Annotated in this window: 19 protein-coding genes; 6 read left to right on the forward strand and 13 right to left on the reverse strand. The window is 44.9% G+C overall.

Annotated elements, in window-relative coordinates; translation table 11 throughout:
• Positions 1–25: 25 nt before the first annotated feature.
• Positions 26–841 carry a class I SAM-dependent methyltransferase gene (locus LEPTO7376_RS05180; RefSeq protein WP_015133170.1) on the forward strand — a complete coding sequence of 272 codons (816 nt, stop codon included), beginning with the start codon at positions 26–28 and terminating at the stop codon, positions 839–841.
• A gap of 6 nt (positions 842–847) precedes the next feature.
• Here the strand turns inward: LEPTO7376_RS05180 and LEPTO7376_RS05185 are convergent, their stop codons facing one another.
• Complete coding sequence (locus tag LEPTO7376_RS05185) at positions 848–1,609, reverse strand: MOSC domain-containing protein (RefSeq protein WP_015133171.1); 762 nt, start codon at positions 1,607–1,609, stop codon at positions 848–850.
• Positions 1,610–1,744: 135 nt separating this feature from the next.
• On the opposite strand from LEPTO7376_RS05185, the gene LEPTO7376_RS05190 reads away from it, so the two are divergent.
• Complete coding sequence (locus LEPTO7376_RS05190; RefSeq protein WP_225901177.1) at positions 1,745–2,191, forward strand: DUF4399 domain-containing protein; 447 nt, start codon at positions 1,745–1,747, stop codon at positions 2,189–2,191.
• 129 nt (positions 2,192–2,320) lie between these two features.
• On the opposite strand, the gene chlP is transcribed toward LEPTO7376_RS05190, so the two are convergent.
• Both chlP and LEPTO7376_RS05200 read right to left on the reverse strand, forming a co-directional pair.
• Positions 2,321–3,544, reverse strand: a complete 1,224-nt coding sequence (gene chlP / locus LEPTO7376_RS05195) for a geranylgeranyl reductase (protein ID WP_015133173.1) — start codon at positions 3,542–3,544, stop codon at positions 2,321–2,323.
• A gap of 168 nt (positions 3,545–3,712) precedes the next feature.
• Positions 3,713–4,438: a hypothetical protein gene (locus tag LEPTO7376_RS05200; RefSeq protein WP_015133174.1), complete on the reverse strand. Its 726-nt coding sequence runs from the start codon at positions 4,436–4,438 to the stop codon at positions 3,713–3,715.
• A 47-nt stretch (positions 4,439–4,485) separates the two neighbouring features.
• Between LEPTO7376_RS05200 and LEPTO7376_RS05205 the strand changes: the two genes are divergently transcribed.
• Entirely contained in the window at positions 4,486–4,995 is a 510-nt protein-coding gene (locus LEPTO7376_RS05205) for a GNAT family N-acetyltransferase (protein WP_015133175.1), read from the forward strand.
• Position 4,996: 1 nt separating this feature from the next.
• On the opposite strand, the gene LEPTO7376_RS05210 is transcribed toward LEPTO7376_RS05205, so the two are convergent.
• Positions 4,997–6,133, reverse strand: coding sequence for a glycosyltransferase (locus LEPTO7376_RS05210; RefSeq protein ID WP_015133176.1), 1,137 nt, complete (start codon positions 6,131–6,133; stop codon positions 4,997–4,999).
• Between the two features lie 436 nt (positions 6,134–6,569).
• Between LEPTO7376_RS05210 and LEPTO7376_RS05215 the strand changes: the two genes are divergently transcribed.
• From LEPTO7376_RS05215 to LEPTO7376_RS05225, 3 genes are all read left to right on the forward strand, one after another.
• A complete protein-coding gene (locus LEPTO7376_RS05215) occupies positions 6,570–7,781 on the forward strand; it encodes a glycosyltransferase (RefSeq protein WP_015133177.1) in 1,212 nt (403 codons plus the stop codon).
• Positions 7,782–7,856: 75 nt separating this feature from the next.
• Positions 7,857–9,338, forward strand: a complete 1,482-nt coding sequence (locus LEPTO7376_RS05220) for an oligosaccharide repeat unit polymerase (protein WP_015133178.1) — start codon at positions 7,857–7,859, stop codon at positions 9,336–9,338.
• An 83-nt stretch (positions 9,339–9,421) separates the two neighbouring features.
• Positions 9,422–10,612 carry a glycosyltransferase gene (locus LEPTO7376_RS05225; protein ID WP_015133179.1) on the forward strand — a complete coding sequence of 397 codons (1,191 nt, stop codon included), beginning with the start codon at positions 9,422–9,424 and terminating at the stop codon, positions 10,610–10,612.
• On the opposite strand, the gene LEPTO7376_RS05230 is transcribed toward LEPTO7376_RS05225, so the two are convergent.
• From LEPTO7376_RS05230 to LEPTO7376_RS05270, 9 genes are all read right to left on the reverse strand, one after another.
• On the reverse strand, positions 10,609–11,271 hold the full coding sequence (locus tag LEPTO7376_RS05230; protein ID WP_015133180.1) for a Na(+)/H(+) antiporter subunit B: 663 nt from the start codon (positions 11,269–11,271) through the stop codon (positions 10,609–10,611). The two genes, LEPTO7376_RS05225 and LEPTO7376_RS05230, sit on opposite strands and share 4 nt — an antisense overlap.
• On the reverse strand, positions 11,268–11,858 hold the full coding sequence (locus LEPTO7376_RS05235; protein WP_015133181.1) for a DUF4040 domain-containing protein: 591 nt from the start codon (positions 11,856–11,858) through the stop codon (positions 11,268–11,270). Before LEPTO7376_RS05235 ends, LEPTO7376_RS05230 begins: the two co-directional genes overlap by 4 nt.
• A complete protein-coding gene (locus LEPTO7376_RS05240; RefSeq protein WP_015133182.1) occupies positions 11,845–12,138 on the reverse strand; it encodes a monovalent cation/H(+) antiporter subunit G in 294 nt (97 codons plus the stop codon). Before LEPTO7376_RS05240 ends, LEPTO7376_RS05235 begins: the two co-directional genes overlap by 14 nt.
• Entirely contained in the window at positions 12,135–12,386 is a 252-nt protein-coding gene (locus LEPTO7376_RS05245) for a hypothetical protein (protein ID WP_015133183.1), read from the reverse strand. Before LEPTO7376_RS05245 ends, LEPTO7376_RS05240 begins: the two co-directional genes overlap by 4 nt.
• Positions 12,383–12,772, reverse strand: coding sequence for a Na+/H+ antiporter subunit E (locus LEPTO7376_RS05250; RefSeq protein ID WP_015133184.1), 390 nt, complete (start codon positions 12,770–12,772; stop codon positions 12,383–12,385). The genes LEPTO7376_RS05245 and LEPTO7376_RS05250 overlap by 4 nt, the downstream gene beginning before the upstream one ends.
• Entirely contained in the window at positions 12,769–14,205 is a 1,437-nt protein-coding gene (locus tag LEPTO7376_RS05255) for a cation:proton antiporter (RefSeq protein WP_015133185.1), read from the reverse strand. Before LEPTO7376_RS05255 ends, LEPTO7376_RS05250 begins: the two co-directional genes overlap by 4 nt.
• Positions 14,206–14,246: 41 nt before the next feature.
• Positions 14,247–15,692, reverse strand: coding sequence for a cation:proton antiporter (locus LEPTO7376_RS05260; protein WP_041763169.1), 1,446 nt, complete (start codon positions 15,690–15,692; stop codon positions 14,247–14,249).
• Entirely contained in the window at positions 15,692–16,042 is a 351-nt protein-coding gene (locus LEPTO7376_RS05265; protein WP_315861569.1) for a cation:proton antiporter subunit C, read from the reverse strand. The genes LEPTO7376_RS05260 and LEPTO7376_RS05265 overlap by 1 nt, the downstream gene beginning before the upstream one ends.
• Positions 16,043–16,201: 159 nt before the next feature.
• Positions 16,202–17,656 carry a cation:proton antiporter gene (locus LEPTO7376_RS05270; RefSeq protein ID WP_015133188.1) on the reverse strand — a complete coding sequence of 485 codons (1,455 nt, stop codon included), beginning with the start codon at positions 17,654–17,656 and terminating at the stop codon, positions 16,202–16,204.

The raw sequence follows: 17,656 nt of genomic DNA on the forward strand, positions 1-17,656 counted from the left end.
AAATTTCACAGCGGATGACCAAATCATGCCGAGTAAAAAAGAACTCACTGAAGAAATTCAAAGCATTTTTAATACTGCGGCAGATACTTTCGATCATCCAACCCTATCCTTCTGGAATCGCTTCGGACAAAACACAGTAGACAACCTTGCTCTCAAAGAGGGCGATCGCGTTTTAGATGTTTGCAGTGGTAGTGGTGCGTCGGCCATGCCAGCGGCAGAAAAAGTCGGTTCGACAGGGAAAGTGATTAGCGTTGATTTAGCAAATTCTTTACTGGATTTAGCACGCCAAAAAGCCACTCAACAAGGATTAGATAATATCGAATTTCGTTGCGGCGATTTCACTGAGTTAGGCTATCCCGATAATCATTTTGATGCGATCATCTGTGTCTTCGGCATATTTTTTGTGGATGATATGCAAGCCGCATTGAGAGAATTGCTGCGAATGCTGCGTCCCGGTGGAAAACTGGTTATCACCTCTTGGGGTAACAATGTCTTTGAGCCGGGCAACTCGCTTTTTAAACAGACCGTACGAGCCGTTAACCAGAATTTCTTCGCGAAACCTCTGCCTTGGGAATCGATTAAAACCCCTCAATCTCTTGAAAAGCTACTTTTATCGGCAGATGCCACACAGATTGAAATCATTAGTGAATCAATAGCTCATCCTTTAAACAAACCAGAAGACTGGTGGACAATGATGTTAGGGGGTGGCTTTCGTGGTGTGATTGAAAAATTAGACCCCGAAATCAGACAAACAATCTATCGGCAAAATATCGACTATCTGCGGGACCACAACGTTACCGCTCTCGATATCGATGTTATGTATGCGATCGCCAGAAAATAGGCCCATTCAAAAAAGTCCTGTCCCTTGCCATAAATATTGCTTGAGATTGACTTTCTGAGAGGCTTTAATCTGAGCTACATCAACCTTTTCCGTTCGCAACTTCGTCAATTGATCTGGCACATGGCTAATCAGTTCGCCTTTGGAATTAAGGATGCGATGGAGAGGATATTCAGCGGGTGAAGTCTTGCGGAAATATTGCGGCAACGCTCGATAATAACTGCGGTCTACACCCATCCCTAAAATCACTTCGCGGTAGGTCACAACTTTCCCTTCTGGAATGTGCGCGATAAATCCCAAAAACCGCTCATAGGGAATTTCTGATAATGCCGGAAATGCGTTTAGTTTTACTTGGATAGAATCGGCGATCGCCACCTTCCCTGACTCGACAACAACTCCCAATACCCCACGTTTCCCTTTAAAGCCTTTCCAATCCTCGACAAAAGACTCAATTTTCTTGCAAGGCTCACAGTAAAAGGTCAAACGAACTTTTGCACCACTTTCAAATTCCAGCAATGAACCGGGCTTGAGATTGTCAGCATCAATATTTTGAACAACAAGATTTTCTCTTAAGGAACCGGGGGCGATCGCTTCTTCCTCTAAATCCTCATGCCGAACCATCAGCACTTGTCTCGGGCTGATGAGATGACCATTTACATCTCCTTGAATGCCAAAACCTTTTTCTAGAAAGACTGACTGTTCTGTTCGCAATGACTCACCATGCTTACATTTGCGAAATAATCCGACAATGCTTCCCAAATGCTCTGACATAAATAATTAGCTGGATAAACTCATAAATTACCGTTTTTGCCAATCTAGAAGTTTTTTTTGGCAAAAGAGCTATTTCAACAAGTGACCAAGACTCGATATCTTAGAACACAGTTGTTCTCCTTTCATGTTGATTCTATGAATTACTTTTTTGCGCTGCTGTGCTCAATGCTTCTGACTGTCGTTACTTTTGTATCAGATGGAGCGCCTGCAATAGCTGATGCTCTTGCTTCACAAGCACCTGACAACGCTCAAGCCTATATCATTTCTCCTCAAGATGGAACCACAGTGTCCAGTCCTTTCACCGTTCAATTTGGTTTGTCGGGCATGGGGATTGCGCCTGCTGGCGTCGACCGTTCTGAAACCGGACATCACCATTTGTTGGTGGATTTAGAAACTCTTCCTGAATTTGATCAGGCGTTGTCTGCAACAGAGAATATCAAGCATTTTGGTGGCGGTCAGACTGAAGCAACGCTAGAACTATCACCTGGAGAGCATACCCTCCAACTAGTTCTCGGCAACTATGCTCATATTCCCCATAATCCTCCTGTAATGTCTGAGCCAATTACCATCACCGTGAAATAAATTCCATTCTGCACTGATGCATCGCTTGAAAAAATTGAGCTAAACAATAAAAAAGGATCACTGTAGTAGTGATCCCTAAAGTAGTGAATATTTTTTAGTTTTGGATTAGGACTTACTCAAACGTAAAACCTAGGGTGCAAGGGCATTACCACGGAGAAGACTACCGATTGTCTTCGCTGTAATCTTCATTTGCTTGAGAGGATTTGCAGGGACAACAGTCTTGTAGAGGTAGCTATCGAAAGTCATCTCTTGAACATCGATATCTGCACACATTTCGACAAACGCTTCACGGGTTGCATCGGAACGATAGAACACGCGTTGGAGAATATCGAGAACGAGGTAAGTCGCACCATATGTCTTATCCCAAATCTTGAGGTAACGCTTGAGGTCTTTCTCAGTAGGAACAGTTTGGCCGTTATTAGACGCTTCAACAATCACTTCTGCACACATGCGAGCAGACTTGGCTGCGAAGTAAATACCTTCACCAGAAGATTTTGTGACCGTACCAGCAGCATCACCAACGAGGGCAACACGACCGACAACACGACGAGGTCTGGGATGCTCAGGAATGGGGTGAGCTTCTACGCGAATAATTTCACCACCTTCAAGGCGCTTTGCTGCGCGCTGACGAATACCTGCTTGAAGTTGCTTAATTTTGGCTTGGTTGACCTTCATTGTGCCAGTACCAACTGCCACGTGGTCGTACTTGGGGAATACCCATGCATAGAAATCGGGGGAGACGTCATCACCAACATACATTTCTGCTAGCTCTTCGTAGTACTCCATCTTGTCTTGGGGAAGACGGATACGTTCTTGGAAGGCGATCGCATAGTTATAGTCACCAGCGTCGATAGCCTTAGCAATACGGGAGTTTGCACCATCTGCACCGATCACGAGGTCAACCTTGAGGGTCTTCATTTCACCCTTGATTTGACCTTGGGAATGATCAGAATAGTGAAGAGTATAAGGATCCTTGTCGTTACTCGGAATTTCGAGCTTAGAAACGGTACCGTTAATCAGGTTTGCGCCCAACTCAGCTGCACGGTTACGCATGAAGCTATCCATTACCTCACGGCGACACATACCGATGTACTCGTCATCCTTGAGAGTTTGGCCGATGCTGACCTCAATATTAGAGGGGGAGATCAGTTTCATTTTGCGGACACGACGATCGATGATTTCGGGAGGCAAATCGAATTCGTCCACCATGCATAAAGGGATTGCGCCACCACAGGGCTTTGCGTTGTCCAATTTGCGCTCGAAAATATAAGTTTCGATTCCCGCTTTAGCTAAAATTTCAGCGGCGGAAGAACCAGCAGGGCCTCCTCCGACGACAGCAACCCGTAGTACCAAGGTATTTTCCTCGTCTCAAGAACTATACGATGCGCATGGTATCACGCCCCTCTAGTCGGATGCGGGCTGGATCGAAAGATTAAGAGAATCTTGCAATAGACCGTAACAACTCCTTAACGAAAGTTCATGTTTTTTGAGGTCAAAGCTATTGTCTAGCTAGGCGATCGCCTATGGTTCGGGTGTCTCAGCGACTGCGGGTTTACGACGGGCGGTTTTGATCGCAGTGATGAGGGTTGTGAGTAAAATTGCACCGATAGCAAAAGCATTCAGTCCAGCCATAATGCGGGGTCCCCACAAGCGACGGTGGAGGTCATTGAGAAATTCTTGATGGCTACCGCTAAAAATGAGAATGCCTTTAATAGTGTGGGTGATCTTGCCTTTTTGCGAGCCGGTAATTCGAACGCTCTTGATGTTTTCGCCGAGGATGACGACATCATGGCCGGGATTGATATAGCGGAGTTTATTGTCACGCTTCCAGTTGCGCACTTTGTAGGTATCGTTGTCCATCGCGATCTGGGCATCGTCGAGGTCAAATAATATTTCGCGAGGAGTCCAGAGACCATTGCCATCGACATAGGCAAGGTACTCGTTGTTTCTGCCTCGAATAGGATTGTCGGGGCTGGCGATCGCCTCCAAAACGACGGATGCTCCAGGGTCAAGGGTTTCGATTTCGGCGAGAGTAGTGACTACAGGCAAATCGATGGTCAACTGCAACACGCTTTTAGCATAAACCGCCATACCAAGGTTGACGCCCAAAAATAAAGTCAAAACGCCAACGATCATTAAAATGCGCTGGGTAAAGATTTTTAGGGTTGTGATTTTCGGAACAACGAAGCGAAAAACAAGGGCGGCGATCGCCACAGAAAAAAGCAAAATGACAATATTAATAAACATCGACTCACACCGAGGAGAACCGTTTTAGGGTAACGGCAACAGAACTTATGGATAGTATGCCGCGCAAACGACTGAGGGAAAAGGTTATTTACCGTAGCGGCGTCTATGGTGAATTGCTAATCGTCTCTGCTTTTATCGCCTCTGTTTTTAATCACTTTGTCGCGCCGGACTATGACCCTCAAGGCACACATGAGTTTTTGAAATATATCCATCCCACAGCTATTGGCGATCGCCTTAAGCACAATCATTTTTTGCGAGTAGCAGAGGTCAATCAACAGATTGTTGGTGTTTTAGAAATGCGAGATTATCACCATCTCTCATTACTTTTCGTCGCACGTTCTCACCAACGACAGGGTATTGCAAAAAAATTATTCAGCCAAGCGATCGCCATTTGTCAACAACATGACCAAGATCTGGCAGCCATTACAGTCAACTCCGCTCCTGGGGCCGTGCCAGCATACCAAGCCATGCACTTTCAAATTATTGGAGAAGAGCAGGTCAAAAATGGCATCCGCTTCATCCCAATGCAATATGAACTGAAACCAAAGTCAGAGTAATTTATGCTGCGGCTTCAAATTCAGCGGTCTCGCCAATAACTTGTTGGTAATAGCCACGTAATTGTTGTGTTGCCGCAGCCCAGCCCCATTTTTCTGCTTCAAGTCGAGCATTCACCCGCATAGCTTCGCGCTCTTCCGTTGCAGCAAGTAAACGTTGAGTTGCCTTCACTGCCCCATCAGGATCAGCAGGGTCAAACATAAATCCATTTTCGCCATCGGTCACGATATCAGGAATGCCACCAGAATTCGCGGCAACCACTGGACACCCGGCAGCCATCGCTTCGAGGAGAACTAATCCAAGAGTTTCAGTACGAGAGGGGAATACAAAAGCATCTGAGGAGGCAAAGGCAGAAGCAAGTTCTAAACCTTGGAGATATCCGACAAAATGAGTATTTGTCTCAGCAAAATGTTCTTCTAATTCACTGCGGTAGGGGCCGTCACCAACAATCGCCAACCGAGAACCAGGAATCGATTCGAGAACAGGTTTAATTTGATCAATTTGTTTTTCGGCAGAAACGCGCCCAACATATAAGAGTAGCGGAGCTTCTGGATGTCCTTGCGATAGGCGATCGCGCATCTTTTCAGACTTCAGACTTGGCTGAAACATTTCAGTATCAACACCTCGTTGCCATAGATCAAGATGCTTAATGCCATGAATACGGAGTTCCTCCACCATGGCCGTCGAAGTACAAAGATTTAAAGCAGCTTGGTTGTGGGCGGCCTTGAGAAGCTCCCATAAAAAACCTTCTAAGGCACCCAGTCCATAATGCTTGAGATATTGAGGTAAGTGAGTGTGGTAGGACGCCATCAGGGGGATATTCATTTTCTTCGCGAAGAAAATTCCACCTAAACCCAAAATTGCAGGGTTAACAACGTGAATTAAATCGGGATTAAATTCTTCAAGGGCTTTACCAACTGAAGGGCCGGGAAATGCCATTTTTAGTTCGGGATACCAAGGCAGCGGATTACCTTTGACACCATAGACTTGTGCACCTTTATGCTCCCGCAATCCACCATCGGGGCAAAACACCATCACTTGATCACCACTGCGTTGCAAATGATCGACTGTGTGGCGGAGTCGAGTCACGATGCCATCTACTTTCGGTAAAAAGGTTTCAGTAAAAAGGGCGATACGCATAACAGAACTTTACAGAGAAAAGTGTGATTGTAGGGTATCAGACAAGGGGCGTTTCCTCACATAATCAATTCTTAATCATGGTCTGCCAGATATATAAATATGTGGGTAAACTCAAGGGCGATCACCTCACATCCATCAGAATGACAGCCCACTGTTAGGCATAGAAAATCTATGGCTGCAACTAAATTTTCCTGCCAATGCGAAGGGACTCAGTAAAGATTTAGAGATGGTAAAGAAGGTTTTTCTCAGAGCTTTCTAGTGATAATTTCAGCGATCATCACAGCCAAACGAAATCACATCAGGCAAAATATATTTAATCTAGACTGTAGATCGAATGCAGCATGATTTCAGAGCCACTCATCGCATCTATCTAAACCATCCTCGCTAATAAATTTTTTTCGACCTCTGGAGTTTGGCGATCGCCCCGACAAATTTAATGAAAGTATTATTTCTCGCCTCCTATTTCCCAAAACCAGACAATCCACTCATGGGAACATGGGCCCTCTGCCAAGCTCAAGCTTTTGTTAGACAGGGCGTTGATTTAAAAGTTCTATCTTTCACATCATGGGTTCCGAAAGCCCTCGCCCGCAGTTCTGGCGCTAGAGCATATGCCAACTGTCCCACTGCCCACACATGGGAAGGCGATGTCCATGTGGAATATCCTCGCTGGGGTTACTACCCCATTAATCCGATCAAAAGCTGGAGCTACAGCAACCCAGAACCTTACCTCCACTTTGCCTTTCAGACGGCGAAAAAAAGACTGATCGCTGAAATTGAATCTTTTAACCCCGATGTAATTTTTTGCCACCATAGCGTTCCCAATGCCTGGATGGTTGCCCAGCTCCCCGAAAAATATCGTCGACCAATGTTTGTGCTGGAACATGATTTCGAGGAAATTGCTGACTGTAATCACCTCCCCAAACGCCATACCGCTTACAAAACAGCTCTTTCTGCTACCACTGCTTTACTGGCCGTTTCAAAACCGATGGAAAAAGATATGCGTCGTCTTTTCCCTGAGCAACACATTTTTACCCACCACAATGGCATCAATATTGAACCTGTCCCCGAGAATTTAGAGCGCTCTCCAGAACTCCAAGACAAATTCGTATTTTTAGCTTGTGCACTCTTCGCTGAACGGAAAGGTGTTCCTCTTCTCGTCAGAGCGTTTGGGGCGATCGCTGACCAATATCCCGATTCCATCCTACGTATCATTGGTGGCGGTCCAGAAGAAGAACTGATTAAAGAAACAGTCCAATTATTAAAGCTTGAAAATCGAGTTCAACTCATTGGGAAACAACCCCATAATGTCGTCCTCCAGGAAATGCACCTAGCCGATTGCTTTGCCCTTGTCGGCTGGAATGAACCCTTTGCCACAGTTTACTTAGAAGCAATGGCGGCTGGTAAACCTATTATTTGCTGTAGCGATGGTGGTATCACCGATGTCATCGAACATGAACAAGAAGCACTGATTATTCCACCGAAAGACGAATCAGCCACAATCCAAGCCCTCAAATTGATGCTCGATAACCCAGATAAAGTTACAACGATGGGTCACAACGCTAAACATCTCATTGAATCAAGCCTCACTTGGGACGTGAAAACAAAAGAATTACTCAATCATTTTGAGACAGTGCCTACCTCTCAATAACCCTAAACACACACTTTCCAAACTCAATATAAATTCAATCTTATTCATCATTGCCCATCAGTTTTCTATCATGCTATGAGTGCTACAAAAACAGCGCAAGCCCACCCCGTTCTTACAAGGAAACAGGAAGCTAAACTGATTCCCCACCCCAATCCAGCGGGAACAGCCTGTCTTGTGATTGGGTGTGCTGCCGCATTCGTAATGTATCCCCAAGGTGCAGATCAAGGTATTTCTGAGATGGCAGCGATCGCTGCAAGATATGTGGGGATGGGATTTTTAGGCAGCCTATTATTTGATGTCACCAAAGGCTTACGTAATCTTTTGAGAACTGATGTTCTTTTTATTCTTGGAACTTATGCACTAACCCTTGCTGAATTTTTATTTCCCCAAGAAGAGTTTAATAGTTGGCCTCTCTCTCCAGAGATGCTCTCTGTTTCTATCAACATGTCCTTACTAGGGATTGGGGTATTTGCAATAAGCCGTCACCTTGTGAAACCCATCAGTATTAAAGCAAAACTATTGACGCTGGATAGTTTGTCACCCAATGCAATTGTAATTACCGCGTTAGTATGTGGCTTCTTGGGTTTTTTGACTAGGCTAATATCTGTAGACTTCCAAATTTTTGGTGGTGAGGTTGGCGTTCCTGGGAATAAAGGAATGATATTCCATATGATGGGAGCACGCTTCTCTCAACCCTGGGCACGTGCTGGCCAGCTAGGAGGATGGAATACACTACTTGGAGAACTCGCCCTACTACAGTATGTTATCCCCCCTCTGTTTGGGGTTAGTCTCAATCGCCTAAAGCAGTTTGGTATTTTGCGATTGGCGATTCTAGGATCCATTTTTTATCTGGTAATGTTCGGAGCCTTCGCTGGGGGGACAAGAAATGTTTTTATCGCTCATGTTTCTACATTTGCGATGAGCTATTTAGTGACTGTCCCTCAAAAAAAAGACTTCACACACAATCTCATTCGGATGGTCTTACCAACAGTGCTAATTTTCTGGCTTACAGGCTGGGCAGCCTATCATATGCTGGAATTTCGGACGATTGGTCTCAGACGTTATTTGGAATATGAGGTCTACAAAACAGAAGCTGTCAGAGAGACACTTGCAGTGGACTATAATCTTGCATCAATGGCTTTAATTGGTGAGGGAATGCCAGCAAGACATCCATATCTAGGCTCAGAGATTATTGTGTGGGCAATCAGTAAGCCAGTTCCACGAGCAGTCTGGAAGGGGAAGCCCGCGGGTTTAAGCGTTTCGATGGAGGAAATCGCAGGGACTGATGGCGGTTTTACCATTGCTATCACTTACATTGGAGAAGCTTATATGTTTGCCGGCTGGCCAGGTATTGTGATTGTTTCTGCATTTTTTGGGGTCTTAACAGCCTGGTGGAATCGTATGGCTATTTTGACTCAGTCTGATTATGGCTTGGTTGTTTATGCATTGGGATTTTTTGCTGCCGGTCTTACAACCAGAAGCTTTTTCTGGACAACAACGGCTATTCTGCCTGTAATTGCCCTAGTTGTCTTTAGGAAGTTTGGTCCTTTTAAATAGTGATCTCTTTAAGCTAGCGATCGCCACATCAAAAGAGTTGTTCTAGTATTACCGTTAGTTGAGATCATCGCGCTGCGCCATTCATGAAAATTCTGCATATTATTCCATCTATTAGTGCTGATATGGGAGGACCATCACAGGTCGCGCTTAATCTCGTTAAAGCCTTACGAGATATCGGGGAAGATGCAGAAATTCTCACCACAAATTACGGGATGGGAGAGGTTAAAACAGGCGATCGCCAAGAGTATATTTTCGATGAGACCTTGGGTTTATCAGTACCTGTGTGGTTTTTGCCCTACGATCCACCAAATTTAAAAGAGTTTATTTTTTCGCGGGCAGCAACAGGTTGGATGTGGCAAAATCTCGCTAATTACGACATTCTTGATCACCATTATCTTTTTTCCTATTTGCCGACTTGTGCAGCAGCGATCGCCCAGTTTAAGAAAATCCCCTATACCGTCAGAACAATGGGTCAGCTCACCTCTTGGGCATTGGCGCAAGGAAAAACGAAGAAGCAACTCTATACAACTTTATTTGAACGACGGAATCTTCAGAACGCAGCAGCCGTTCACTGCACAGCAAATGGTGAAGCTGCTGATGTGCAAGGCTTTGGCATTACAACACCGACCATTACTTTGCCATTAGGGGTAAACATTCCAGATGAAATTCCCAATGCCAAACAGCGGTTACGACAAGAATATAATATTGGTACTGATACGCCAATTATTTTATTTTTATCGAGATTACATTATAAAAAACGACCAGATTTATTGTTAAGATCACTCGCCGATTTAAAACAATCAAATCAACCTTTTTACGCTATTTTTGCAGGTACTGGTGAACCGGAATACAGAGAAGAATTAGTGCAACTCACTACAGATTTAGAGTTGACAAACGATGTGATTTTTCCTGGCCTAATTACAGGAGATGACAAAGAATGTTTATTGCAAGGGGCTGATATTTTTGCATTGCCATCCTACTCAGAAAATTTTGGGATTGCAGTGGCAGAAGCCCTAGTAGTTGGTTTACCCGTGGTGATTACCCGAGGGATTCAGATTTCACCAGATATTGAGGCAGCAGGGGGAGGCAAGATTATTGAGGATACTCAAGAATCTCTCACCGAAGCTCTTTTGACTTTGTTACGAGAACCAGAAAAGCGTTTAGAGATTGGTCGAAAAGGTAAAGCTTTCGCCCGGGAGACTTATTCTTGGTCGGCGATCGCCCAACAACTTGCGACAGAGTACAAAAAAATTTGCTATGCAAATAAGCCTTAAAGTAAACCGCGATGACGAATAAAGATCAAGATTGCGGCCCAGGAACCAAGGGCAACCTTGATGGCTACCAAAATATTTAGAATCGTAATCCAGCCACCACTAAATAAAGTGCCAAATTCACCATAGGGCAACTGCAAACCGATAAGCGATAAGCCCGCTAGCAAGAAGAAAATGAGTACAGATATTTTTTCGAGGATGGCAGCATTCCACTTTTTATAAATGTTGTCCATCCATTCTGGGGAAGACACAATCGCCACTAGACCAATCGCTGTACCACCAGCAACACCCGCAGCAAAACCGCCACCAGGACTCAGATGCCCACGAATTGCCAGCTCAATACTAATCAGCGCCGCAATCGTTGCCCCTAAGCGTGCCAAAACGATAGAGGGAGAGTCGGTAAACTGCTTCACCTCCTTCGATGGATGTTCATCCGATAGTAAGAAGCGCACCCCCATAATCGCGAGGGTAAACACCATCACCTCAAACCCTGTGTCATAAAGACGGTTCCGGAGAATGATCCCCGATACGGCATTGGGAATACCACTTTCCGTTGCAACAGTCTCGGCGATCGCCAAATCAGCAGCTTCCATGGCAAAGTTGGGAAAAACCAACATTTTGATGAATAGCGCAATGCCGAAAGCAAGGTAGACCCACTTCATGACTGATTCTCCATAAACGTTTGCGAGGCTGGTACCACGACAGCAGTAGAAGGTGTAATGTCTTGCAATTGTAATTCCACGAGTTCCGTTAATGCTGAAGTCTTAAATATTTCGTATAGGCGAGGAATACGTGTTTTAAAAATATGTATTTGTTCAGTGTCATCGAGTTGCAAAATACAATGCACATCCTTCAATTCAAGGGCATGTTGAAGCGCTTTTTGATCTTCAAAAACCACAGGTTCAAGACGAAGATGATATTTGCTTAGGACTTGTTTCAAAATAGGGTTTAATTTTGTGGTGAGATTCACCGTTTCTGTACCAATAGACAGAATTCCAAAACGTAAACTCATTGACGACCGCACAGCCACAGCATAAAGCGTAATGGACAACATCGTACCCACAAGTGCCTCCGTTAAAGCAACATCAGCCGCCCCAAATATGGCATAGAGCAAGGCAGCGATCGCCCCTAAAATACCTCGAATAACTAACCCATAATAAGGATTTTTTTGGAAGACCAATAACCCAGATGTTAGAGGTAATAACAGGGCGATCGCCAAAATAAACCAGTCAAAATTAGATTCGCTCATTACCGCCTCCGCGACTCGAACAATAGGCCAAAACATATCCCAATACCGTATTCCAAATAGATAGAGCAATAATTGCTAAAACTAGCAGAGGCCATTCTCTTGGGATTTTTAGCAGTAATCCCGCCATAATTGCCATGGAGCCAAGGGTGTCAGAGACCGAAAGGGTATGTAACTTAAACAGAACAGAACGATCACCCAGCAAAGGAATGGTGCCCCAAAACCAAAAAATCACACCCAAAATAATGCAGCCGTAACTGAGGATATTAATAAAATCACTCATGATAAATTCACCCGCCTCAAAATATGAGCCAACAACATTAATGCCGCATTACCCACACATAAAATCAGGACACCCACAACACCAATAGTCCAGTCATCTCTAAGCACTGAAATAACCAAAATCATGACTGAGGTTTTACTAGAAATACTGGCAAAAGCAAGTAGTTTTTGCCAAATATCTTGGTCTTGTATTGCTTCATAAATCGGCAGTAATAAGGCCCCGATCATGGCACCAAAAATCAAATTCATTCGGGCTTCCTCCGTTGAACGCGGTGTACTTCATACCAACCGTCTTCGTGGTAGTGCAATACGATAGTTTTCGGGGTGAAGGTAATCAGAAAAATATCGAGAAAAATCAAGCCAGGTGTACGATTTGGTTTCACGCGCTCCATCGCCACTGTTTCATAGAGATGGGGACGAAAAATCATTTCGATGGCTTCGATATAAGCTTGGGGAATCGCAATGGCAATTTCCCACAGCACATGGAGCCAATCTTTAATTTGAGCCGCATCAAACCGTTTACCAGGCATCAAAATCGCAATGATTACGCCGATAAGAATATTGGCGGCACTTAGGTCTGCGGTGAGCAGAAACCAGATCATTAAAATCAGAAAAATATCGAGAATGCCGATCATAGGGTCACCATCCAAAACAATCCGGTTAAGACAATACTCATGCCACCGATGAGCTGTTCAAATTCCTCAAATATGCGGGGCAATTTGAATTCGACGCGCTTCATAATCAGCCAATATAGTGCCCAGCCAATAGCAATTTTGATCAGTGCTTTGGGGATATTAGAGACTTGATATGCATCAAGGTAAAAGCCATTCGCTAAAACAACGCCGCTTAATAGCCAGAGGATTGACCATCCAAAGGTGGAACTTTTCACTTTGAATTTTGTAGCGGCATCATGGGGAATAAATAAGAATTTCGCGAAGGCGATGGCTGTACCGACGGCGGCGATATTTAAACCCATTTCCTGCCATGGCTCAATATTTTTCAGGAGCAATACTTTCGAGCTAAACCCAACGAGCAAAGGCATCCCCACCATCGAGAGACAGGCGATCGCCAAAGGAATCCAAAGGGTTGTGGAAATTGTGGTTTCGCGGAGCTCCTTAAATTTGCGAGTCGGCAATTGGCCAGCCATCAAAAATAAAGAGGATTTCACTAAACCATGGGATAGGGCTGCTAAACCAGCAACGGCAGGAGCCGAGAGCAGCAATCCTAATTTCGAGATGGTACTAAACGCCAGTAAGCGTTTCGCATCTGTTTCGAGGATGGCAAAGGCAATACCGAGTAGGACTGTTGCCATCCCAAAAAATCGGAGCCAGGGGTCAAGGTCTGGCACTACAATGCCGCAGCGCAACAGGGGAAAAATCCCAGCTTTAACCACAACACCAGACAACATCGCTGACACTGGTGTTTCAGATTCGGAGTGGGTCAGGGGCAACCATAGTCCCGATATAAAGACACCGCCTTTCGTTAACAAGCCCAGAAAAATCAGGGCGATCGCCTCACTAGGAGCTTCGGCTAAACCAGAATAGTCAAAGGATTTTGTCGCCTGATAAACCAGCACTGCCCCGATGAGATAGAACAGCATGGCGGTATTACTCAGGAAGAGATATCGCAGCCCAATCCAAATCGAACGATCTGTCCGCTGGTAGGTCATCAGCAGAAATGCCGCAATACTAATAGCTTCGAGGGCAACGTATAAACTGATCAGATCTGCGCAGATAAAGACCGCATTAAGTGCTCCCTGCAAAATGACCAACTGGGTAAAGAAAAAGGCACTCTTTGTACTTTTCCAGCAATATACTGTCACGGCGATCGCCACTGCAGCGTTAGTCAAAATAAAATAGCCACTCTGGTCATCAACCAGTAAATCCACGCCGTAGCTCCCGAGGAGTTTGAGACTGTAGGGTTCCGGCTGAAAAATTTGTACTAGACCAAAGATCAGCGAAGAAATAGCGACCAATATCGCCAGGTAACGATCAATTTTTGGCAGCAAATAAATGCTGAATCCCACAACAAAGGGGAAAATCACCCAGCCAATAGTCAATTCATTCATGGTTGTTGTCCTCCCTAAAATTAGCGACTACGAAAATCTGTTTATGCCAACACCATCCAAAACAAACCAGTTAAAACAAGACTCATAACGCCGACGAGGTGCTCAAATTGCTCCACAACGCGCGGCAGCTTGATAGAGAGTCGCTGGAAAATCAGCCAATATGCCCCCCAACCCAAAGCAATAGTAATTAGTGCCTTCGGAAAATTAGCGAGTTTATAGGCATCAAGGTAAAAAACATTAGTAACGACTAAACCACCGAGCAAAATGGAAATAGCCGCCCAAAAACCCCAATTATTAGTAGAAAATGCTTTCCCTTTAAGTTCTGGAGAATGGGGTAGAAAGAGAAATTTTGCAAAGGAAATTGCTGTTCCTACCGCCGCAATATTCATCCCAATCACTTGCCAGGATTCAATATTTTTAAGGGTTAAAACTTTAGCGCTATAACCTGCGAGCAAGGGCAATCCGGAGATTGAGAGACTGGCGATCGCCAACGGAATCCAAAGGTTGGTGGCAATGCCTGTTTTCTTAAGCTCTTTAAAATTACGGGTAGGTAAATTTCCAGCGAGTAAAAACAAGACTGATTTCACTAAACCGTGACTGAGGGCATAAAAACCTCCAACCGCAGGCGCTGCAAGTACAAAACCTAATTGGGACACCGTATGAAACGCCAGCATCCGTTTTGAATCTTTTTCAAACACGGCATAACTCACACCGAGTAATGCTGTTCCCATACCAAATAGCCTCACGATAGGATTGATGCTATCGACAAGTAAGGCAAATTGCATTAACGGGAAAATGCCAGCTTTCACTACCACACCGGACAACATTGCCGAAACGGGCGTTTCTGATTCAGAGTGGGTCAATGGCAACCACAAGCCTGAGACAAAAATGCCACCTTTGGTCAGCAATCCGACAAACAATAAGGCGATCGCCTCATTCGATGCATTCTCCAAACCGGCGTAAGCAAAAGAATGATTCGCTTGATAGACCTGAATTGCACCGATAAGATAAAACAGCATTGCCGTATTACTGATGAACAGATACCTAAGCCCCACCCAAATTGAGCGGTCAGTGCGTTGGTAGGTCATCAACAGAAACGCGGAAACACCAATCGCTTCAAGGGCAACATATAGACTAATCAGATCTGCACAGATGAAGACGGCATTTACTGCACCGTGAATAATGGTCAGTTGCGTAAAGAAAAAAGCACTTTTTGAACTATTAAAGCAATACAAAATGACGGCGATCGCCACCACTGCATTCGTCAAAATAAAATAGCCACTTTGATCACTAACCTGTAGCGTCACCCCAAAGCTATCCAGCAATTGCAGCGTGTAGGGCTCCGGCTGAAAAATCTGCATCGTGCCGAAACACAATGAGGCGCTCACCACCAACATTGCCAAATAACGATCAATCTTCGGCAATAAATAAATGCTAAAGCCGATAACGAACGGCAGTAAAACCCAAATAATCGTAACGTTGTTCATCATGGCGTATGGCTCTTCTCAATCTCGCTTGTTTCTAAAGTTGGGTTATCCCGCGATAGCTTCATCACGCCAACCAGCATCAACGCCTGAATCGAGAACCCGATCACAATCGCTGTCAAAATTACCGCCTGGGGCACCGGATCTGCATAGGCGACTGACTCTTTCTCGACATCAACAATGGGAGCAAAAACACCACCTCGTGCCGCAACGAGAATGTAATAGGCAATCACACCAGTACTCATGACATCCATCGCCAGGATTTTCATGATCAGATTTTTTTTGAAAATGATGCCAAAAAAGCCAATAAAAATGACACCAAATACGCAGGTTTCAAGGAATGGCATAGACACAAACAGCTAAGGAACTTAGGAAGAAGACTCCCCTCAAGTCAGTCTATTTAAAGACAAAAGTCTGAGGAGAGTACAAAACGAGGAAGGTAAAACTTTTCTGAGAGGAGTGGATTTTCCTAGCCAAATCATTCAGAAGGACTAGGAGAGAGACTCCGCAGACTATTCAACTAAAGCCAAAGGCTTTTCTAGATCTGCTTTTGTACCATCTAGATCACCATCATCTGGGTTATCCAAAACCAACTGAAGTAAAGGAGGCGCGATGAATGTGGTCACAATTACCATCACGATAATTGCAGCTTCGAGGGGCTTATCGAGTACACCACTTGCAGAACCGATACCGGCAAAAACAAGACCGACTTCACCACGGGGAATCATACCGAAACCCACTGCTAGACGGTTAATCCCAGGCTTACCGAAGACTGCCCAACCAGTGATGACCTTACCGACAATTGCAACAACAACAAGGAATGTTGCAATGATCAGACCTGCACGGTTTTCTTCGATGAAGGGATTGAGAACACCGAGATCTGCTTTTGCACCAACGGTGACAAAAAAGATGGGGACAAGTAAATCTGCGACGGGCATGACCAAACGGTCGAGCTCTTTCCGCAAATCAGTTTCGTCAAGGACAAGGCCAGCTGCAAATGCACCAAGGATTGCTTCAAGGTGAATGGAGTTGGCGATGATTGCCATCACGAGTGCAAAGGCACAGGCAGGAATCAGAAGCGCACCACGAGTTTGTAATTTTCCGGCGATCGCCTCAAAACTTTTATTGAAAAACTTACCGAGGAGAATCGAACCGAGTAGGAATGCCGAAGCACCAATAACAAGATAAACAACGTTTAGTAAATCAACTTCACCAGTCTTTGCGAGACTTGCAACAACCGCGAGAACGATAATGCCGAGGACATCATCAATGACAGCTGCACCAACAATAATTGTGCCTTCTGTAGATTTAAGTTGACCGAGGTCTGAAAGTACTTTTGAGGTGATACCAATACTGGTTGCGGTTAATGCTGCTCCGGCAAAAATTGCGGGAATGACGGGAGCATGAAAAAGTGCCACGAGACCGACAGTACCGAGGAGGAAAGGTGCAACCACACCAACCACTGCAACCACTGCGGCTTGGGAGCCAACTTTCGTTAATTCTCGTAGGTCTGACTCTAAACCAATTTCAAAGAGCAAGACGATAACGCCCAGTTCCGCCAAGACAGAAATGACCTCACTCTGGCTCTCGAAGATGTGATTCATGGCTGTAGGATCAAGGTCACCCAGCTTCTGGAGAATCGACATCATGAGGGAGTCGGCGGCCACAGCCCCTGTTTCTGGGAAGACGATGAGATGGAAGGCAGATACACCAACCAAAACACCACCGAGCAATTCACCGAGTACCGGAGGCAAACCGACGCGCTTTGATAATTCGCCACCGATTTTACTCATGGCATAGATCACCACAATGGTCATCAATACGCCGGTGAGTACGAAGGAACCGTATTCAGATTCTGGAGTTGTCGCGAGGGTTAAATTGCTTAACCCATGGAAGCCATCAAAATTCAGGCTTATGAGTTGGAGCAAGTTTTGCCCAAAATCAAATTGTAAAGTCGGAAAAGCCAT

The sequence above is a fragment of the [Leptolyngbya] sp. PCC 7376 genome, assembly GCF_000316605.1.
Classification (GTDB): domain Bacteria; phylum Cyanobacteriota; class Cyanobacteriia; order Cyanobacteriales; family MRBY01; genus MRBY01.